The following is a 21,268-nucleotide window of genomic DNA, read 5'->3' as shown; positions in this document are numbered from 1 at the left end:
TCGCAAATGGGGTTTCGGAATTTAATCTTGACGATGACCTACTCTCACATGGGGAAACCCCACACTACCATCGGCGATGCATCGTTTCACTACTGAGTTCGGGATGGGATCAGGTGGTTCCAATGCTCTATGGTCGTCAAGAAATTCGGGTACTGAGTCGTGACCAGATGGCCTCGCTTCAGCAAATTGGGTATGGGATAGAATTCGGTGTTTCGTGAGCATCGAACTTTCGGTTCATTGCGTCTTCACACACCGCAATCTGGTTGCTCTGGATTAAAGAGCCGACGCAAATTGCTTGGGTGTTATATGGTCAAGCCTCACGGGCAATTAGTATTGGTTAGCTCAACGCCTCACAGCGCTTACACACCCAACCTATCAACGTCGTAGTCTTCGACGGCCCTTCAGGGGACTCAAGGTCCCAGTGAGATCTCATCTTGAGGCTAGTTTCCCGCTTAGATGCTTTCAGCGGTTATCTATTCCGAACATAGCTACCCGGCAATGCCACTGGCGTGACAACCGGAACACCAGAGGTTCGTCCACTCCGGTCCTCTCGTACTAGGAGCAGCCCCTCTCAAATCTCAAACGTCCACGGCAGATAGGGACCGAACTGTCTCACGACGTTCTAAACCCAGCTCGCGTACCACTTTAAATGGCGAACAGCCATACCCTTGGGACCGGCTTCAGCCCCAGGATGTGATGAGCCGACATCGAGGTGCCAAACACCGCCGTCGATATGAACTCTTGGGCGGTATCAGCCTGTTATCCCCGGAGTACCTTTTATCCGTTGAGCGATGGCCCTTCCATACAGAACCACCGGATCACTAAGACCTACTTTCGTACCTGCTCGACGTGTCTGTCTCGCAGTCAAGCGCGCTTTTGCCTTTATACTCTACGACCGATTTCCGACCGGTCTGAGCGCACCTTCGTACTCCTCCGTTACTCTTTAGGAGGAGACCGCCCCAGTCAAACTACCCACCATACACTGTCCTCGATCCGGATAACGGACCTGAGTTAGAACCTCAAAGTTGCCAGGGTGGTATTTCAAGGTTGGCTCCACGCGAACTGGCGTCCACGCTTCAAAGCCTCCCACCTATCCTACACAAGCAAATTCAAAGTCCAGTGCAAAGCTATAGTAAAGGTTCACGGGGTCTTTCCGTCTAGCCGCGGATACACTGCATCTTCACAGCGATTTCAATTTCACTGAGTCTCGGGTGGAGACAGCGCCGCCATCGTTACGCCATTCGTGCAGGTCGGAACTTACCCGACAAGGAATTTCGCTACCTTAGGACCGTTATAGTTACGGCCGCCGTTTACCGGGGCTTCGATCAAGAGCTTCGCGTTAGCTAACCCCATCAATTAACCTTCCGGCACCGGGCAGGCGTCACACCCTATACGTCCACTTTCGTGTTTGCAGAGTGCTGTGTTTTTAATAAACAGTCGCAGCGGCCTGGTATCTTCGACCGGCATGAGCTTACGGAGCAAGTCCTTCACCCTCACCGGCGCACCTTCTCCCGAAGTTACGGTGCCATTTTGCCTAGTTCCTTCACCCGAGTTCTCTCAAGCGCCTTGGTATTCTCTACCCAACCACCTGTGTCGGTTTGGGGTACGGTTCCTGGTTACCTGAAGCTTAGAAGCTTTTCTTGGAAGCATGGCATCAACCACTTCGTCGTCTAAAAGACAACTCGTCATCAGCTCTCGGCCTTAGAATCCCGGATTTACCTAAGATTCCAGCCTACCACCTTAAACTTGGACAACCAACGCCAAGCTGGCCTAGCCTTCTCCGTCCCTCCATCGCAATAACCAGAAGTACAGGAATATTAACCTGTTTTCCATCGACTACGCTTTTCAGCCTCGCCTTAGGGACCGACTAACCCTGCGTCGATTAACGTTGCGCAGGAAACCTTGGTCTTTCGGCGTGGGTGTTTTTCACACCCATTGTCGTTACTCATGTCAGCATTCGCACTTCTGATACCTCCAGCAAGCTTCTCAACTCACCTTCACAGGCTTACAGAACGCTCCTCTACCGCATCACTTGCGTGATACCCGTAGCTTCGGTGTATGGTTTGAGCCCCGTTACATCTTCCGCGCAGGCCGACTCGACTAGTGAGCTATTACGCTTTCTTTAAAGGGTGGCTGCTTCTAAGCCAACCTCCTAGCTGTCTAAGCCTTCCCACATCGTTTCCCACTTAACCATAACTTTGGGACCTTAGCTGACGGTCTGGGTTGTTTCCCTTTTCACGACGGACGTTAGCACCCGCCGTGTGTCTCCCATGCTCGGCACTTGTAGGTATTCGGAGTTTGCATCGGTTTGGTAAGTCGGGATGACCCCCTAGCCGAAACAGTGCTCTACCCCCTACAGTGATACATGAGGCGCTACCTAAATAGCTTTCGAGGAGAACCAGCTATCTCCGAGCTTGATTAGCCTTTCACTCCGATCCACAGGTCATCCGCTAACTTTTCAACGGTAGTCGGTTCGGTCCTCCAGTTAGTGTTACCCAACCTTCAACCTGCCCATGGATAGATCGCCCGGTTTCGGGTCTATTCCCAGCGACTAGACGCCCTATTAAGACTCGCTTTCGCTACGCCTCCCCTATTCGGTTAAGCTCGCCACTGAAAATAAGTCGCTGACCCATTATACAAAAGGTACGCAGTCACCTAACAAAGTAGGCTCCCACTGCTTGTACGCATACGGTTTCAGGATCTATTTCACTCCCCTCTCCGGGGTTCTTTTCGCCTTTCCCTCACGGTACTAGTTCACTATCGGTCAGTCAGTAGTATTTAGCCTTGGAGGATGGTCCCCCCATATTCAGACAAAGTTTCTCGTGCTCCGTCCTACTCGATTTCATGACTAAGAGATTTTCGCGTACAGGGCTATCACCCACTATGGCCGCACTTTCCAGAGCGTTCCGCTAATCTCAAAGCCACTTAAGGGCTAGTCCCCGTTCGCTCGCCACTACTAAGGGAATCTCGGTTGATTTCTTTTCCTCAGGGTACTTAGATGTTTCAGTTCCCCTGGTTCGCTCCATACACCTATGTATTCAGTGTAAGGTAACCATCTTATGATGGCTGGGTTCCCCCATTCAGACATCTCCGGATCAAAGTCTGTTTGCCGACTCCCCGAAGCTTTTCGCAGGCTACCACGTCTTTCATCGCCTCTGACTGCCAAGGCATCCACCGTATGCGCTTCTTCACTTGACCATATAACCCCAAGCAATCTGGTTATACTGTGAAGACAACATTCGCCGAAAATTCGATCATACTCAATTAAGAGCGACTCACAAATTTTACCTTAGCCTGAGCCGTTACCAGTGAAAGTAACGTCCAGTCTATCTTTCTATCACATACCCAAATTTTTAAAGAACGAACTAGTCAAAGACTAGAAATCAACATTCACCATCACAACGATGGAATGCTCATTTCTAAGCTTTCTACAAACAGAAGCAGTAGTGGTGGAGCCAAACGGGATCGAACCGTTGACCTCCTGCGTGCAAGGCAGGCGCTCTCCCAGCTGAGCTATGGCCCCGTATTTCTACAGGCGTTTCCCACACAAAATTGGTGGGTCTGGGCAGATTCGAACTGCCGACCTCACCCTTATCAGGGGTGCGCTCTAACCAACTGAGCTACAGACCCAATTTCGGGCTGCTTCTTTTCGTCTTCTTCAATGAATCAAGCAATTCGTGTGGGAACTTATGGAGCAGCTGATGTCGTCGATTAAGGAGGTGATCCAGCCGCAGGTTCCCCTACGGCTACCTTGTTACGACTTCACCCCAGTCATGAATCACACCGTGGTAACCGTCCTCCCGAAGGTTAGACTAGCTACTTCTGGTGCAACCCACTCCCATGGTGTGACGGGCGGTGTGTACAAGGCCCGGGAACGTATTCACCGCGACATTCTGATTCGCGATTACTAGCGATTCCGACTTCACGCAGTCGAGTTGCAGACTGCGATCCGGACTACGATCGGTTTTCTGGGATTAGCTCCACCTCGCGGCTTGGCAACCCTCTGTACCGACCATTGTAGCACGTGTGTAGCCCAGGCCGTAAGGGCCATGATGACTTGACGTCATCCCCACCTTCCTCCGGTTTGTCACCGGCAGTCTCCTTAGAGTGCCCACCATAACGTGCTGGTAACTAAGGACAAGGGTTGCGCTCGTTACGGGACTTAACCCAACATCTCACGACACGAGCTGACGACAGCCATGCAGCACCTGTCTCAATGTTCCCGAAGGCACCAATCCATCTCTGGAAAGTTCATTGGATGTCAAGGCCTGGTAAGGTTCTTCGCGTTGCTTCGAATTAAACCACATGCTCCACCGCTTGTGCGGGCCCCCGTCAATTCATTTGAGTTTTAACCTTGCGGCCGTACTCCCCAGGCGGTCAACTTAATGCGTTAGCTGCGCCACTAAGAGCTCAAGGCTCCCAACGGCTAGTTGACATCGTTTACGGCGTGGACTACCAGGGTATCTAATCCTGTTTGCTCCCCACGCTTTCGCACCTCAGTGTCAGTGTTGGTCCAGGTGGTCGCCTTCGCCACTGGTGTTCCTTCCTATATCTACGCATTTCACCGCTACACAGGAAATTCCACCACCCTCTACCACACTCTAGTCAGTCAGTTTTGAATGCAGTTCCCAGGTTGAGCCCGGGGATTTCACATCCAACTTAACAAACCACCTACGCGCGCTTTACGCCCAGTAATTCCGATTAACGCTTGCACCCTCTGTATTACCGCGGCTGCTGGCACAGAGTTAGCCGGTGCTTATTCTGTCGGTAACGTCAAAACAATCACGTATTAGGTAACTGCCCTTCCTCCCAACTTAAAGTGCTTTACAATCCGAAGACCTTCTTCACACACGCGGCATGGCTGGATCAGGCTTTCGCCCATTGTCCAATATTCCCCACTGCTGCCTCCCGTAGGAGTCTGGACCGTGTCTCAGTTCCAGTGTGACTGATCATCCTCTCAGACCAGTTACGGATCGTCGCCTTGGTGAGCCATTACCTCACCAACTAGCTAATCCGACCTAGGCTCATCTGATAGCGCAAGGCCCGAAGGTCCCCTGCTTTCCCCCGTAGGACGTATGCGGTATTAGCGTCCGTTTCCGAACGTTATCCCCCACTACCAGGCAGATTCCTAGGCATTACTCACCCGTCCGCCGCTCTCAAGAGAAGCAAGCTTCTCTCTACCGCTCGACTTGCATGTGTTAGGCCTGCCGCCAGCGTTCAATCTGAGCCATGATCAAACTCTTCAGTTCAAACATCTTTGGGTTTTTAAGAAACCCTAAACTTGGCTCAGCAATCATTGGTTACATCTTTGATTTCTCGCGGAGTAACTTGTGATGCTGATAATCTTGTTGACTATCAGTCTGACTCCACAAGCACCCACACGAATTGCTTGATTCAGTTGTTAAAGAGCGGTTGGTTAAGAGCTATTCGTCTCAACCGAGGCGCGCATTCTACAGCAGCCTCATTTGCTGTCAAGCGGTTATTTTCAGAAGTTTTCGAAGATTTCTTCAACAACTTCAACCACTTGCGCTTGCGATCTCTCGTAAGCGGGAGGCGAATTCTACAGCGTTACCCGCTGCTGTCAACACCTCTTTTTCAACTTCCTTTTGGCTTCGATGGACTGAAGCAACCTGCTGCCGAAAACTACTTAACTAATTGTTTACCAAGGAGTTTTCCGTTTCGACTGCGCCGGAAGTGGGGCGAATTATAGGCGCACAGAATCTGCCGTCAACCTTCTTTTTCACATTTCTGTCATATAGGTCAAAAAGCCCAGAAAACGCAAAGGTCGGCCCCAAGGGGCCGGCCTTCTATTCACCCACCTTACAGGCTCGGAAAAGCGAACTGCGATGCCTCATGGCTGGCCCGCTGCGGCCAACGCTGAGTGATCGCCTTGCGGCGGGTATAGAACCGCACCCCATCCGGCCCATAGGCGTGCAAGTCGCCAAACAGCGAACGCTTCCAGCCACCGAAGCTGTGATAAGCCACCGGCACCGGCAGCGGAACGTTAACCCCCACCATGCCCACTTCAATTTCATCACAGAACAGACGCGCCGCCTCACCGTCACGGGTGAAGATGCAGGTGCCGTTGCCGTATTCATGATCGTTGATCAATTGCATCGCCGCTTCCAGGCTGTCCACCCGCACCACGCACAACACCGGCCCGAAGATCTCTTCTTTATAGATACGCATCTCGGGGGTCACGCGATCAAACAGGCTGCCACCGAGGAAGAACCCATGTTCATGCCCGGCAACGCTCAAGCCGCGACCATCGACGACCAACTCGGCCCCCGCCGACACACCGTCCTCTATATAGCCGCTGACCTTGTCCCGCGCCTGCCCCGTCACCAGTGGCCCCATATCCAAGCCACAGGTGGTGCCCGCGCCGATCTTCAATGCCTTGACCTGCGGTACCAGCTTGGCGATCAACGCATCCGCCACCTGGTCACCCACACACACCGCCACCGAGATCGCCATGCAACGCTCGCCGCAGGAACCATACGCCGCACCCATCAAGGCACTGACGGCGTTATCCAGATCCGCATCGGGCATCAGCACCGCGTGGTTCTTCGCCCCGCCCAGTGCCTGCACGCGCTTACCGCGTTTGGTCGCTTCGGCATAGATGTATTCGGCAATCGGCGTCGATCCTACAAAGCTAAGCGCCTTTACCTCGGGCGCTTCGATCAAAGCGTCCACTGCCCCCTTGTCACCGTGCACCACGCTCAGCACACCTTTAGGCAGACCCGCTTCCTGCAACAATTGCGCGATCAACAACGTTGAACTCGGGTCACGCTCCGACGGTTTGAGGATGAAACAGTTACCGCACACAATCGCCAGCGGATACATCCACAACGGCACCATCGCCGGGAAGTTGAACGGCGTAATCCCCGCCACGACTCCCAGCGGCTGAAAATCCGACCAGGCATCAATGTTCGGCCCCACGTTACGGCTGTATTCACCCTTGAGAATTTCCGGCGCCGAGCACGCGTACTCCACATTCTCGATGCCACGCTTCAACTCACCGGCGGCATCCTCCAACGTCTTGCCGTGCTCTTCGCTGATCAACTGCGAAATACGCGCTTCGTTCTGCTCCAGCAACTGCTTGAAACGAAACATCACCTGCGCCCGTTTGGCCGGCGGCGTATTACGCCAGGCCGGGAACGCCGCCTTGGCCGCGTCGATCGCCTGTTGAATGGTTTCGCGACTGGCCAACGGCACTTGGTGAATCACCTGGCCAGTAGACGGGTTGTACACGTCGGCACTGCGACCGCTGTCGTTGACCAATTCACCGTTGATCAAATGCTGGATAAGGCTCATGCAGGGCTCCTGAAAAGTTGTTCTATATAGAAGGAGAAATCAGTCGATCTTGTTCAACACTTCACCGACCGCATCGAACAGGCGATCCAAGTCCTGCGGCTTGCTGTTGAAGGTTGGCCCGAACTGCAGGGTGTCACCACCGAAGCGCACATAGAAACCGGCTTTCCACAGCGCCATGCCGGCCTCGAACGGGCGCACGATCGCATCGCCGTCACGCGGGGCAATCTGGATGGCTCCGGCCAGGCCGTAGTTACGGATATCAACCACATTCTTGCTGCCCTTCAAGCCATGCAGCGCATTCTCAAAATGCGGTGCGACTTCGGCTACGCTCTGCACGAGGTTTTCCTTCTGCAGCAGGTCGAGTGCCGCGAGGCCGGCCGCGCAGGCCACCGGGTGCGCCGAATAGGTGTAGCCGTGGGGGAATTCCACCGCGTACTCGGGCGTCGCCTGGTTCATGAAGGTCTGATAGATCTCGCTGCTGGCAATCACCGCGCCCATGGGAATCGCGCCGTTGGTGACTTGCTTGGCGATGCACATCAGGTCCGGGGTCACGCCAAAACTGTCGGCGCCGAACATCGAACCGGTACGGCCGAAACCGGTGATCACTTCGTCGAACACCAACAGGATGTTGTGCTGATCGCAGATTTCACGCAGGCGCTTGAGATAACCCTGTGGCGGCACCAGCACGCCTGCAGAACCGGCCATTGGCTCGACGAACACCGCAGCAATGTTCGAAGCATCATGCAGCTCGATCAGCTTGAGCAACTCATCGGCCAACGCGATACCGCCCAGCTCCGGCATGCCACGGGAGAACGCATTGCTCGCCAGCAAGGTATGCGGCAGATGGTCAACGTCCATCATCGCCTGGCCAAACAGCTTACGGTTACCGTTGACGCCGCCAAGGCTGGTGCCGGCAATGTTCACCCCGTGGTACCCACGGGCGCGGCCGATCATTTTGGTCTTGGTGGCCTGGCCCTTCAGGCGCCAGTAGGCACGCACCATCTTCACGGCGGTATCGGCGCACTCGGAGCCGGAGTCGGTGAAGAACACATGGTTCAGGTTGCCCGGGGTCAGGTCGGTAATCTTTTCCGCCAGTTGAAAGGACAGCGGATGACCGTATTGGAAGCCCGGAGAGTAGTCCAGGGTGCCCAACTGCCGGGCCACCGCTTCCTGGATTTCCTTGCGCGTATGCCCGGCGCCGCAGGTCCAAAGGCCCGACAGCGAGTCGTAGACCGTGCGCCCCTTGTCATCGGTCAACCAACTGCCCTCGGCGGCCACGATCAGGCGCGGATCACGCTGAAAGTTGCGGTTGGCGGTGTAAGGCATCCAGTGAGCATCCAGCTTGAGTTGGCTGGCCAGGGACGATGGGGCGTTTTCCGGCATGTTCATCAGCAAAACCTCGCAAGGCAAAAGGCAGCGTCGGGATTGAAAAAGCGTTGTTGCAGCTAAATTGCCACGGGGATAAAGTCGGTGAAATTCAACTCTTCTAACCTTCAGTCAGGACTTCACTAAACTATGAGCCGTCGTCCCGACCCCCTGGCCCAGGTCAGCGACTTTGATATCCGTCTGCTGCGCATCTTTCGCAGCGTGGTGGAGTGCGGCGGGTTTTCGGCGGCGGAAACCGTACTGGGGATAGGTCGCTCGGCCATCAGCCAGCAAATGAGCGACCTGGAACAGCGCCTTGGGCTGAGGCTCTGTCAACGCGGCCGCGCCGGATTCTCATTGACTGAAGAAGGCCGCGAGGTCTATCAGTCGGCGTTGCAACTGTTGAGTGCCCTGGAAAGTTTTCGCACCGAGGTCAATGGCCTGCACCAGCACTTGCGCGGAGAGCTGATCATCGGCCTCACCGACAACCTCGTCACCCTGCCCCATATGCGCATCACCCACGCCCTGGCGCAGTTGAAAGAGCGCGGCCCGGACGTGCAGATCCAGATCCGCATGATCGCCCCCAATGAAGTGGAGCAAGGTGTGCTCGACGGCCGTCTGCACGTTGGCGTGGTACCCCAGGCCAGCGCGTTGTCCGGCCTGGAATACCAACCGCTGTACAGCGAGCGTTCGCTGCTCTATTGCGCGGTCGGCCACCCGCTGTTTTACGCCGACGACAAGCAACTGGACGACGCGCGCCTCGACAGCCAGGACGCCATCGCCCCGACCTTCCGCTTGCCCGCCGAGATCCAGGCCCACTACCAGGCGCTCAATTGCACGGCCAGTGCTTCGGATCGCGAAGGCATGGCATTCCTGATCCTCACCGGCCGCTATATAGGCTACCTGCCCGATCACTACGCCAGCCTATGGGTACAACAAGGCCGACTCCGCGCGCTGAAATCGGCCACACGGTTTTACGATTTAAGCCTGGCATCGGTCACGCGCAAGGGCCGCCGCCCCCATTTGGTGCTGGAGAGTTTTCTGGAAAGCCTGGCAGCAACGCGCTAGTTCGGGCCTCGCACAAAAAGCTGAGCAGGTGGACAGTTTTTTGCAAGGCATAGGCACCTTGAACCGTCCGCCCCGAGTTGACCCGCCATGCCACCAGAATCCTCCAGCCCCAACGACCTGATCTACGGCCTCGATGACCGTCCGAAACCACTGCCCGCCCTGCTGGCTGCCCTGCAACATGTGCTGGCGGCGTTCGTCGGCATTATCACCCCGCCACTGATCATCGGTTCCACCCTGGGCCTCACCGCGCACCTGCCCTACTTGATCAGCATGGCGCTGATGGTCTCCGGCGTCGGCACGTTCATCCAGGCGCGCAGGCCGTTCGGTATCGGCGCAGGGATGATTTGCCTGCAAGGCACCAGCTTCGCCTTTCTGGGTGCGGTGTTGTCCGCCGGTTTTCTGGTCAAGCAACGCGGCGGCAGCCCTGAGGACATCCTGGCGATGATCTTCGGCGTGTGCTTTTTCGGCGCCTTGGTGCAGATCGTGCTGAGCCGCTGTATCGGCCAACTGCGCCGGGTCATCACGCCCCTGGTGACCGGGATCGTGATTACGCTGATCGGCATCAGCCTGATAAAAGTCGGCATCACCGATCTCGGCGGCGGCTTCAACGCTCCCGACTTCGGCGCCCCCATCAACCTGGCCCTGGGCCTGTTCGTGGTAGTGACGATCATCCTGCTCAACCGCTCCAACACGCCCTGGGTACGCCTCTCGGCCATCATCATCGGCCTGGCCCTCGGCAGCCTGGCCGCCTGGTTCAGCGGCAAGCTGGTGCCCCACGCCTTGCCCGACTTGCCTCTGATCAGCCTGCCTACGCCGTTTCGCTTTGGTTTCAACTTCGACTGGAGCGCCTTCCTGCCAATCGCGCTGATTTATCTGATCAGCAGCATCGAAACCGTCGGTGACCTTACCGCCAACTGCATGATCGCCCGCCAGCCCATCAGCGGTGCGTCTTATATAAGCCGACTCAAAGGCGGCGTGCTGGGTGATGGGGTCAGTTGCATGATCGCCGCGACGTTCAGCGCCTTCCCCAATACCACCTTTGCGCAAAACAACGGGGTGATCCAACTCACCGGCGTGGCCAGCCGTTACGTCGGCTTGTACATCGGCGCCGTGTTGATTTGTCTCGGGTTGTTTCCCATGATCGGCGCGGTGTTGCAGCAAATCCCCAAGCCGGTGCTGGGCGGCGCGACCCTGGTGATGTTCGGCAGCGTCGCGGCGGCAGGTGTGCGAATTCTTGCGCAGGCGCCGCTGGATCGACGCAGCATGTTGATCATCGCCACCTCGTTCGGGGTCGGCCTGGGCATCGCCGCCCAACCCAACTTGCTGCACTTGATGCCGACCCTGGTGCAGAACCTGTTCGACTCCGCCATCACCAGCGGCGGCCTGACCGCCATTGTGTTGTGCCTGCTATTGCCCGAGGCCAAAACCACCGGCGCCGTTGCAAACCACACGCCCGAAAGTGACTCCCTGGAATCGCTTTGACGGTTTTATTGCATCAACACTTGTCTGAGGCTTGAGGGTGGGTTATCTGTGCACACGTCGCCTCTATCGATCAGCACGGAAACCTCCATGAGCCTCGAAGTTCCTGCCCACAGCAACCACGCCGGTAAACCCGCCAGCCGCATTCGGCAAAAGAACGAACAAGCGATTCTCCAGGCGGCTGAAGATGAGTTCGCGCGCCATGGCTACAAGGGCACCAGCATGAACACCATCGCGGCCAGCGCCGGGTTGCCCAAAGCCAACTTGCATTATTACTTCACCAACAAGCTTGGCCTGTACATTGCGGTGCTCAGCAATATCCTCGAATTGTGGGACAGCACCTTCAACGCGCTGACCGCCGAGGACGACCCGGCCGTGGCCCTTTCCCGTTACATCCGCACCAAGATGGAATTCTCACGACGCCAGCCACAGGCCTCGAGAATCTTCGCCATGGAGATCATCAGCGGCGGCGAATGCCTTACCGAATATTTCAGCCAGGACTACCGCGCCTGGTTCAGCGGCCGTGCGGCAGTGTTCCAGGCCTGGATCGATGCCGGCAAGATGGACCCCATCGACCCGGTACACCTGATCTTCCTGCTGTGGGGCAGCACCCAGCACTACGCCGACTTCGCCACCCAGATCTGCCGCGTCACGGGGCGCACCAAGCTGACCAAGCAGGATATGGAAGACGCCGGCACCAACCTGATCCACATCATTCTCAAAGGCTGTGGCATCAAGCCGGCCCAATAAACGAAGCGACTTATGCCATTCACGCTTACAGGCCTTTGCGAATTTCGTGAAGAAATCCGCAAAAGCCGCTTTATCACCCTGGCGGCGCCGATTACCAGCCCGCATGACGCCCAGGCGTTTTTCGAGCAGCACAGCGACCTCAACGCAACACACAACTGCTGGGCCTGGAAACTGGCCGACCAATACCGCAGCAACGACGACGGCGAACCCGGTGGCACCGCCGGGCGGCCAATCCTCGCGGCCATCGAAGCCCAGGGTTTCGATCAGGTCGCGGTGCTGGTGATTCGCTGGTACGGCGGCATTCAACTGGGCACCGGCGGGCTGGCCCGGGCCTATGGCGGTGGCGCCAACAAGTGCCTGCAGAATGCCGAGCGCATCGAGCTGATCAGCCGCATACCCTTGCGCTGCGCCTGTGCATTCGCCGAGCTGAACCTGGTAAAAATGCGTGTTGCCGACCTCGGCGGATTGGTGGTGGAGGAAACCTTCACCGCCAACGGTGTCGAACTGCAACTGGCTTTAGGCGAAGAGCAGGTGGATACCCTGCAGGCCCAACTGGCCGACCTGAGCCGTGGACGTATCCTGCTGCAACGCTGAAAACTGTTACTGTTATTTGCTGAACTCCCTGAACCGCGACTCTAAAGGAAGCTTTTCATGCCTACGCCAAAAACCGCACTGATCATCGGCGCCTCACGCGGGCTGGGCCTTGGCCTGGTCAAGCAACTGCTCCAGGACGGCTGGGACGTGACCGCCACCGTGCGCGACCCGAATAAGGCTGACGCCCTGAAAGCCGTGGGCCCGGTGCAGATCGAGAAACTCGACATGGACGATCAGCAAGCCGTGATCGCCCTGGCCCAGCGCCTGAAAGACCGCACCTTCGACCTGCTGTTCGTCAACGCCGGCGTCAAGGGCCCGGCGAACCAGGAACCTGGCCACGCGACCCTGGCGGAAGTCGGCCAACTGTTTTTCACTAACGCCGTGGCCCCGATCAACCTGGCCCAGCGTTTTGTCGGGCAGATCCGCAAGGACACTGGCGTGCTGGCCTTCATGAGTTCGGTGCTGGGCAGCGTCACCATTCCCGACGGTTCGGATCTGGCGTTGTACAAAGCCAGCAAGGCGGCGCTCAACTCCATGACCAACAGCTTTGTCACCCAACTGGGCGAACACAAGCCGACGGTGTTATCGCTGCACCCAGGCTGGGTGAAAACCGACATGGGCGGCGAAAATGCGCACATCGACGTCGAAACCAGCGTGCGCGGCCTGGTGGACCAGGTAAATGCCTACACCGGCAAAGGCGGTCACCATTTCGTGGACTACAAGGGCGACACCATCGCCTGGTAAGTACACTGATCACCCTGTGGGAGGGGGCTTGCCCCCGATTACGGTATGTCAGCCAAACATAAGTTGGCTGATCCACCGCTATCGGGAGCAAGCCCCCTCCCACACTGACCGCGTCCGCTTGCCTGCACGTGGACCAACACGTAATCTACCCGCCTCGCCTTTACCGGCGACCCTGGATCAGCAGACAGGGCAACACTGAGCTGGCAAACCTGAACCCATCATTCAGAGGAGCCGGCCAATGCCTGCGACCCGTATCTGGTTAAAAAACCCCCTCGCTATTTTCACTGCCAATGGCCTCGATGCCCGTGGCGGCCTGGTGCTGCAAGACGGTGTCATCACCGAAGTGCTGGCCCGGGGGCAAGCACCTGCACAACCCTGTGCGCAGGTGTTCGATGCCCGCGAGCATGTGGTCCTGCCCGGGCTGATCAACAGCCACCATCACTTCTACCAAACCCTGACCCGCGCCTGGGCGCCGGTGGTCAACCAGCCGCTGTTTCCCTGGTTGAAAACCCTGTATCCGGTCTGGGCCCGACTGACCCCGGAAAAACTCGCCCTGGCGTCGAAGGTGGCACTCGCCGAATTGCTGCTCTCCGGCTGCACCACAGCGGCAGACCACCACTACCTGTTCCCCGACGGCCTGGAAAACGCCATTGATGTGCAGGTCGACAGCGTACGCGAGCTGGGCATGCGCGCCATGCTCACCCGTGGTTCCATGAGCCTGGGCGAAGCCGATGGTGGCCTGCCGCCGCAGCAGACCGTGCAACAAGGCCAAGTGATCCTCGACGACAGCCAGCGCCTGATCCGCGAATACCACGAGCGCGGCGACGGTGCGCACATCCAGATTGCCCTCGCACCCTGCTCGCCGTTTTCCGTCACCCCGGAGATCATGCGCGCCAGTGCCGAACTGGCCCACAGCCTCGACGTGCGCCTGCACACGCACCTGGCGGAAACCCTCGACGAGGAAGACTTCTGCCTGCAGCGTTTCGGCCTGCGCACTGTGGATTATCTCGACAGCGTCGGCTGGCTCGGCCCGCGCACCTGGCTGGCCCATGGCATTCATTTCAATCCGGATGAAATCGCCCGCCTGGGCGCTGCCGGCACGGGCATCTGCCACTGCCCGAGCTCGAATATGCGCCTGGCTTCCGGTATCTGCCCGACCCTCGACCTGCTCGCCGCCGGTGCCCCCATCGGCCTGGGCGTGGACGGCTCCGCTTCGAACGACGCCTCGAACATGATCCTCGAAACCCGCCAGGCCCTTTACATTCAGCGTCTGCGTTACGGGGCAGAAAAAATCACGCCCGAAGGTGTATTGGGCTGGGCGACCAAAGGCTCGGCGCAGTTGTTGGGCCGTACGGATATTGGAGAATTGGCTGTGGGCAAACAGGCTGATCTGGCACTGTTCAAGCTGGATGAACTGCGCTTCTCCGGCAGCCACGATCCCATTTCCGCACTGTTGCTGTGCGGTGCCGATCGAGCGGACCGGGTGATGATTGCAGGTCAATGGCGGGTAATCGACGGCCAAGTGGAGGGCCTCGACCTGAAAGGCCTGATCGCCGATCACACTCAGGCAGCCCGGCAGTTGATCGCCGGAACCTGAGCCCAACACAGTTAAAAATGTGGGAGGGGGCTTGCCCCCGATGGCGGTGTGTCAGTCCTATATAAGCTGGCTGACCCACCACTATCGGGGGCAAGCCCCCTCCCACATTTGGCTTTATGGTGTGCTTGAAATCGGGTTACAACCCCAGCAACGACAACATGATAAACGTCGCAAACAGCACAAAATGCGTCATCCCTTCAATGGCATTGGTTTCACCATCATTGAGGTTGATCGCGCTGACGATCAGCGTAATAAACACCATCACCGTCTGTACCGGCGTCATTGCCATCTGGAACGGCTGGCCGCTGTAGAGTGCCATCGCTTCCATGACCGGCACCGTCAGAATCACCGTCGACAACGAGGCACCCAGTGCGATGTTCACCACCGACTGCATGCGGTTGGCCAAGGCGGCGCGCAATGCGGTGAGGATTTCCGGCGCGGCGGAAATAGCCGCCACTACAATCGCGGTGATCACTGGCGGCGCGCCCGTGCCTTCCAGGCCCAGGTCGAGGGTCTTGGACATGACCTCGGCCAACGCGCCAATCACAATCACGCCAAACACCAGGGTGCCGATCGAGAACGCGAGGTTCACGGGCGGCGCCTGCTCGTCTTCCGGCAATTTCTTGCGGCGTTTTTCCGGGTAGCTGTAGCTGAAGAAATAACTGTGTGGGCCGACCTGCATTCTCAGGAACAGGGTGTAGAGCACTACCATGGCGCCGATGGTGAAGGCCGAGTAAATTTTCCAGTCGGCCTCGGGGATAAATTCCGGCACCACCATCGACACGCCCATGGCGGTGAGAATCATCACGCTGTAGGTGCGCGCAGAATCATCGTTGTAGGACTGCTCGCCATGCTTGATGCCGCCCATCAGCGCGGCCAGGCCGAGGATGCCGTTGATATCGAGCATCACCGCCGAATAGATGGTGTCGCGCACCAGTGTGGGTGAAGGCTCGTTGCTCATCATGATCGCCAGGATCACCACCTCCACCAGCACGGCCGCCAAGGTCAGGATCATGGTGCCGTAGGGGTCGCCGACCTTTTCCGCCAGTTGTTCGGCATGATGGGCCACACGCATCGATGCCATCACGATAAACGCGATCAAACCGAGGCCCGCGAGCAATGCAACAATCTGCCCGCTGTGGAGCATCCAGTGTTCCAGCGGGTAGGCGGCAATGGCGGCAATCAGCGCCAGCAGCATGAATTTTTCTTGCTTGAGGGAAGTGAGCATGGGAGGCCTTTATGTGCAGCAAATCAGTCATCGTTGGGGTACAGACTGCGCCCAGCCGCTAACGTTTCGTTACACCTTAGTTCACGCCGCTCTTGCGCGAAAAAATCAAATACTCTCCTGCTGGTCAGGTTTTGCCGATTATTTCGGCCATGGCCTGTAGAATGCCGCCATTGCACCTGATGAGATTTTTAGACATGTACGATTGGCTCAACGCCCTGCCCAAGGCTGAACTGCACCTGCACCTGGAGGGCTCGCTGGAGCCCGAGCTGCTGTTCGCCCTGGCCGAACGCAACAAGATTGCCCTGCCGTGGAACGACGTCGAAACCCTGCGCAAGGCTTACGCGTTCAATAACCTGCAAGAGTTTCTCGACCTGTACTACAAAGGCGCCGATGTGCTGCGCACGTCCCAGGATTTCTACGACCTGACCTGGGCCTACCTGCTGCGCTGCAAAGCCCAGAACGTGATCCACACCGAACCCTTCTTCGACCCGCAAACCCACACCGACCGTGGCGTGCCGTTCGAAGTGGTGCTCAACGGCATCGCTGCCGCCCTCAAAGACGGCGAGCAGCAACTGGGTATCACCAGCGGCCTGATCTTAAGCTTCCTGCGCCACCTGAGCGAAGCCGAAGCCGAGAAAACCCTCGACCAGGCGCTGCCGTTCCGTGACGCGTTCGTCGCCGTGGGCCTGGACAGTTCAGAAATGGGTCACCCGCCGAGCAAGTTCCAGCGTGTGTTCGACCGCGCCCGTCACGAAGGCTTCCTCACCGTGGCCCACGCCGGCGAAGAAGGCCCGCCCGAGTACATCTGGGAAGCCATCGACCTGCTGAAAATCCAGCGTATCGACCATGGCGTGCGCGCCATCGAAGACGAGCGCCTGATGCAGCGCATCATCGACGAGCAGATCCCGCTGACCGTTTGCCCACTGTCCAACACCAAGCTGTGCGTATTCGACGACATGGCCCAGCACAACATCCTCGACATGCTCGAGCGTGGCGTGAAGGTCACCGTGAACTCGGACGATCCGGCCTACTTCGGCGGTTATGTCACCGAGAACTTCCACGCGCTGTACACCTCCCTGGGCATGACCCAGGACCAGGCCAAACGCCTGGCGCAGAACAGCCTGGATGCGCGGCTGGTAAAGCCTTGACCGTTATTCACTGAATAGCGAAGGCTAATGTGGAAGGGGGCTTGCCCCCGATAGCCATAGGTATCTACACAACTTTGTAGCAGCCAACAGTAACCACGATGCGAAGCGAGCCGCTCTTGATCTTGCTCTTGATCTTAAGCGCCCCGTTAAACCACGCTGGCCGGAATTCGACAGTGATTTGGGGGGTAAACCGGCAGGGATGCCGGTTTAGCCGCCCCGCGCCATGGATGGCGCGTGGCGGCGGCCCCCCAAATCGCTGTCGGATTACGGGCACACCGAGCCTAAGCGAGGTGCCGAGTGGTGGGGCAAGAGCGTTTTGCTTACTTTTGCGCTTTTCAAAAGTGAGACGCCGTAAGGGCGGAACCCATAGCAGCCGTTACCGCAGCAACGGATATGTACTCGCCCTGATCCAGCATCCTGGTCGGCTGTCAGGCCGCCATCGGGAGCAAGTCGAATCGTCGCACCGCCCCTCCCACATTTGGATCGCGCGGCATCAGTCAGATAGCTATAGGCCGCCAGGTCGCCACGGGAGCAAGCTCCCTCGCCACAGGTTCAGGGCTACGCCAAAGTTGTGTAGATATCTATGCCCCGATAGCGGTGGATCAGTCGCCACAGTATTGGCTGACAATCAGCGATCGGGGCAAGCCCCCTCCCACACCGACCCCACCCGTCTCAAGCCTGAGTGAGTTCTTCCAACGTCTTGCCCTTGGTCTCCATCCCGAACACCCACACCACCAGCGCCGCCACCGCGAAACACAGCGCGCCCAAGGCGAATACCCCGCCCTGCCCGGTAATCGGAAACACCAGCCCGGTCACCAGTGGCCCCAGCAACGACCCCACCCGCCCAATCGCCGAAGCGAAGCCGGACCCGGTCGCACGCGCCGAGGTGGGATATAGCTCGGGCGTATAGGTGTACAACACCGCCCACATGCCAAATAGAAAGAACTGCATCAACAAGCCGGACGTAATCAGCAGCCCGACGTTGCCGCCAAACACCGCACTCTGCCCATACAAAAATGCCATCACCCCGCCACCGAGCAACGTCACCACGCACACCGGTTTACGCCCCCAACGCTCGACCAGCCACGCGGCCATAAGGAAACCCGGTATTCCGCCCAGGGAAATGATCACCGTGTAATACACCGATTGCGTCACCGCAAAGCCTGACTGCTGCAAGAGCGCACTCAACCACGAGGTGAGCCCGTAGAAGCCGAGCAGGGCAAAGAACCACACGCTCCAGATCATCAAAGTGCGTTGACGGTACTGCGCCGACCACAATTGCTGGAAGGCCGAGAAGAACGTGCCTGGTGTACTCGCCACTCGCGGCAAGGCCACCGGCTCCGGCAGGTCGGCGCGCCCGAGGGAGTCGCGCACCTTTTGCTCGATACCGAGCAGTACCTTGTCCGCCGCCTCATGGCGCCCGGCCTGTTCCAGCCAACGTGGCGATTCCGGAATGAAAAACCGGATGGCCAGCACAAATACCGCCGGCACCGCCAACACCAGAAAGATGTCGCGCCAGCCCACCACCGGCAGCAGGAAATATGACAGCACCCCGGCGGCGACAAACCCCAGCGGCCAGAAACCATCCATCAACGCGATATACCGCCCGCGTCGCTTCGCCGGAATCAGCTCCGACAACATCGACTGTGCAATGGGAAATTCCATGCCCATGCCAATGCCCAGCAAGATGCGAAACAGCGTCAGCGTCTCGACCGTCTGCGCCGTGGAGCACAGGTAGCTGGCGCCGCCCCACAACACGATGCTCCACTGAAACACCGGCTTGCGCCCGAAGCGGTCCGCGAGCATCCCCGAGAGCGACGCACCGATCACCATGCCGAAAAAGCTCGAACTGGCGAGTAACCCGGCTTGGGCCGTACTCAGGCCGAACTCGGCTTTGATCGAGCCCAATAGAAACGTCATCATTGCCAGGTCCATGGAGTCGAAGAAAAACGCCAGGGCAATAATGATGAAAATGATTCGGTGGTAACCACTGATGGGCAACCGTTCCAGCCGCTCCGCTGCGCTATAGCCTTGCATACCCATGCCGCCGCCCCCTGTCTGAAAAGTCCCCCAAAGAGTGTGCGGCATCGTCTGCCCTGGCGTTTGCTGGATGCGACCTGACCGAAACCAGGAGCGACGCGCCTACGCTGTGGCCAGCCGGTTGATCTCCGCAAGCCCGGCGTCGCTGACCGACAAGGCCCGGGATTCATCGATCGCACTGACCCAGTTCGACTGCAGGAACAGTTGCAACAACCCCGCGCCGAGCGCACCGCCCACATGCGGTTGCTGTTGGCTCCAGTCGAAACAGTCACACACCAACGGCGACGAGAATGCCTGGATAAAGATACCCAGGCTCGCCAAATGCTGGGTGCCCTTGACCGTGACTTCGGTACGTTGTTCGTAGCGCTGGATCCACCCAGCCTCCATCATCCGCTGGTACAGGCCGGCCGCCAGTTCACCGCCGAGGTGGTCCTGGCACACACGGGCGCGACGCAACAGCGACGGTACCCGTAACGCCGCTGGCTGAGTATCCGGCGTGCTGCGCCCGACACTGGCCATGGTGGTCGTCGCCAGGGCATCGATGGCGGCGCTGACGTCCGCAGCCGCCACACGAAAAAGCCGCTTGCCCCGTCGCGCTTCGACCCGCAGCAGGCCGCTGCCGGTCAACCGCGCCAAATGGGCATTGGCCGACGCCGCCGACAACCCGGCGCACGTCGCCAACTCCTCTGAAGATTTTGCCGAACCGTCCATCAATGCCCATAGCATTGCGGTGCGTTTGGGCTCGGCAAGCAAGCTGGCGATATGACTGATACATGGTGCCTGTTCCATCTCTCGACTCCCTGTTGAACCGTTTTCTGCTGCGGTTGGCGCCAAAGTATAGGGGCCAAAACAGCCGGTTCCATGGCGTCTTACAGCCTGGACAGGGACAGTACTTGAGCGAAATTTCCTGCTTTTCTGCCGGCCATTACTTAGCCGCGAATCGCTCCGACCGTTGCGCCGTCAATGTCGCACAACGGGACACGAGCATCTCCCGCAGCAGGTTGACGGGTTTGCTCAACTGCGCACGATGCGCGCACAGCAGGTTAAGCGGCGTGCGCTCACCGCGCAGCTCCGGCAGGATCAAGCGCAAACGCCCAGCCACGACGTCGGTACTCACATCCAGCCAGGATTTATAGGCAACGCCCACACCCGCCACCGCCCAGCGGCGCACCACGTCGGCGTCGTCGCTGACCCGATCCCCCGAGACGGTCAGGCTGACCTCGCGCTTGCCATCAAAAAAACGCCAGTGGTCATGCACGCGACCGGCGAGCATATAGAGCAAGCAATTATGCTGGGCCAGTTGTTCAAGGTGTCGCGGCTCGCCATAACGGGCCAGATAACTGGGTGCTGCGCACAGCACCCGCACATTTTCCGGGGCGATGGGCAGCGCCACCAGGCTTGAATCCTCGGGTTCGCCATAGCGCAAAGCGATGTCTACCGGTTGCCGGAACAGGTCGGCTATGCGATCACCCAGCAACAGGCGCACGCTCAGTTGCGGGTATTCACGCTGGAAATCATCCAGCCAGGGCAACAGCTGATTACGGCCGAAATCCGAAGGCGCCGACAGTTGCAGCAGGCCGCTCACATGGTCCTGCCCACTGGCCAACAAGCGCCGCCCTTCATCCAGTGAACTCAACGCGGCGCGGGCGTAGGTGAGAAAACCTTCGCCCTCGGCGGTCAAGCGCAGGCTGCGGGTGGAGCGTGCCAGCAAGCGCGTGCCCAGTTGCTGCTCTATACGCTTCAACGCGGCGCTGGCCACTGCTGGGGACAGGTCCATCACCCGCGCGGCTGCGGACAAACTGCCCAGGTCCGCCGCCCGCACAAACAACTGCAAATCATCAAAGCGAAGCATGCATTCCCGCCAATTATCAATTTTTTATTGAAACAGAACGCTGTTTTATCGGCTTTTATCTGCATTGGAAATAGCCAATCATCTGGCCA

General features: G+C 58.2%; 13 protein-coding genes, 2 tRNA genes and 3 rRNA genes. 7 read left to right on the top strand and 11 right to left on the bottom strand.

All coding sequences use genetic code 11. The features are described from left to right. Window positions 1-25 precede the first annotated feature (25 nt). The 7 genes from rrf to C4J84_RS03480 all read right to left on the bottom strand — a co-directional run bounded on the left by rrf (window position 26) and on the right by C4J84_RS03480 (window position 8,703). A 5S ribosomal RNA gene (rrf, locus tag C4J84_RS03515) occupies window positions 26-141 on the bottom strand. A gap of 165 nt (window positions 142-306) precedes the next feature. After that, window positions 307-3,198 (bottom strand): 23S ribosomal RNA (locus C4J84_RS03510). 249 nt (window positions 3,199-3,447) lie between these two features. After that, a tRNA-Ala gene (locus C4J84_RS03505) sits at window positions 3,448-3,523 on the bottom strand. A gap of 30 nt (window positions 3,524-3,553) precedes the next feature. Further along, window positions 3,554-3,630, bottom strand: a tRNA-Ile gene (locus C4J84_RS03500). Window positions 3,631-3,712: 82 nt separating this feature from the next. After that, window positions 3,713-5,249 (bottom strand): 16S ribosomal RNA (locus C4J84_RS03495). The 16S, 23S and 5S rRNA genes sit together here with 2 tRNA genes alongside, the layout of an rRNA operon. 571 nt (window positions 5,250-5,820) lie before the next feature. Beyond that, window positions 5,821-7,314, bottom strand: a complete 1,494-nt coding sequence (locus tag C4J84_RS03485) for a CoA-acylating methylmalonate-semialdehyde dehydrogenase (RefSeq protein ID WP_124369482.1) — start codon at window positions 7,312-7,314, stop codon at window positions 5,821-5,823. A gap of 39 nt (window positions 7,315-7,353) precedes the next feature. Continuing rightward, window positions 7,354-8,703, bottom strand: coding sequence for an aspartate aminotransferase family protein (locus C4J84_RS03480; RefSeq protein ID WP_124369481.1), 1,350 nt, complete (start codon window positions 8,701-8,703; stop codon window positions 7,354-7,356). Window positions 8,704-8,829: 126 nt separating this feature from the next. On the opposite strand from C4J84_RS03480, the gene C4J84_RS03475 reads away from it, so the two are divergent. The 6 genes from C4J84_RS03475 to C4J84_RS03450 all read left to right on the top strand — a co-directional run bounded on the left by C4J84_RS03475 (window position 8,830) and on the right by C4J84_RS03450 (window position 14,911). Beyond that, window positions 8,830-9,747: a LysR family transcriptional regulator gene (locus tag C4J84_RS03475; RefSeq protein WP_124369480.1), complete on the top strand. Its 918-nt coding sequence runs from the start codon at window positions 8,830-8,832 to the stop codon at window positions 9,745-9,747. An 87-nt stretch (window positions 9,748-9,834) separates the two neighbouring features. After that, entirely contained in the window at window positions 9,835-11,229 is a 1,395-nt protein-coding gene (locus C4J84_RS03470; RefSeq protein WP_124434920.1) for a uracil-xanthine permease family protein, read from the top strand. 87 nt (window positions 11,230-11,316) lie between these two features. Beyond that, window positions 11,317-11,976 (top strand): TetR/AcrR family transcriptional regulator, encoded by a 660-nt coding sequence (locus tag C4J84_RS03465; protein WP_124361147.1) that lies wholly within the window; start codon window positions 11,317-11,319, stop codon window positions 11,974-11,976. A 12-nt stretch (window positions 11,977-11,988) separates the two neighbouring features. Then, window positions 11,989-12,570 carry a YigZ family protein gene (locus tag C4J84_RS03460; protein WP_124434919.1) on the top strand — a complete coding sequence of 194 codons (582 nt, stop codon included), beginning with the start codon at window positions 11,989-11,991 and terminating at the stop codon, window positions 12,568-12,570. A gap of 57 nt (window positions 12,571-12,627) precedes the next feature. Beyond that, window positions 12,628-13,314, top strand: a complete 687-nt coding sequence (locus C4J84_RS03455) for an SDR family oxidoreductase (RefSeq protein ID WP_124365710.1) — start codon at window positions 12,628-12,630, stop codon at window positions 13,312-13,314. Window positions 13,315-13,552: 238 nt separating this feature from the next. Next, on the top strand, window positions 13,553-14,911 hold the full coding sequence (locus tag C4J84_RS03450) for an 8-oxoguanine deaminase (RefSeq protein WP_124434918.1): 1,359 nt from the start codon (window positions 13,553-13,555) through the stop codon (window positions 14,909-14,911). Between the two features lie 136 nt (window positions 14,912-15,047). Here C4J84_RS03450 and C4J84_RS03445 read toward each other — a convergent pair whose 3' ends face one another. After that, the gene (locus C4J84_RS03445) at window positions 15,048-16,139 is read right to left on the bottom strand and encodes a calcium:proton antiporter (RefSeq protein ID WP_124361142.1); all 1,092 of its coding nucleotides are present in this window, start codon (window positions 16,137-16,139) and stop codon (window positions 15,048-15,050) included. A gap of 194 nt (window positions 16,140-16,333) precedes the next feature. Here C4J84_RS03445 and C4J84_RS03440 point away from each other — a divergent pair, with 194 nt between their 5' ends. Further along, window positions 16,334-17,287: an adenosine deaminase gene (locus C4J84_RS03440; RefSeq protein ID WP_043051475.1), complete on the top strand. Its 954-nt coding sequence runs from the start codon at window positions 16,334-16,336 to the stop codon at window positions 17,285-17,287. 672 nt (window positions 17,288-17,959) lie between these two features. Here the strand turns inward: C4J84_RS03440 and C4J84_RS03435 are convergent. The 3 genes from C4J84_RS03435 to C4J84_RS03425 form a co-directional block, all read right to left on the bottom strand. Next, window positions 17,960-19,330, bottom strand: coding sequence for an MFS transporter (locus tag C4J84_RS03435; protein ID WP_124369477.1), 1,371 nt, complete (start codon window positions 19,328-19,330; stop codon window positions 17,960-17,962). Window positions 19,331-19,429: 99 nt separating this feature from the next. After that, a complete protein-coding gene (locus tag C4J84_RS03430; RefSeq protein WP_124369476.1) occupies window positions 19,430-20,116 on the bottom strand; it encodes a helix-turn-helix transcriptional regulator in 687 nt (228 codons plus the stop codon). Window positions 20,117-20,252: 136 nt separating this feature from the next. Then, entirely contained in the window at window positions 20,253-21,179 is a 927-nt protein-coding gene (locus tag C4J84_RS03425) for a LysR family transcriptional regulator (protein WP_124369475.1), read from the bottom strand. Window positions 21,180-21,268 lie beyond the last annotated feature (89 nt).

Origin of the sequence: Pseudomonas sp. R11-23-07, from assembly GCF_003852295.1 — a bacterium.
In the GTDB taxonomy this organism is placed as follows: Bacteria; Pseudomonadota; Gammaproteobacteria; order Pseudomonadales; family Pseudomonadaceae; genus Aquipseudomonas.
Note: the sequence above shows the minus strand (reverse complement) of the source record. Positions and strands in the feature narration are given on the sequence as shown.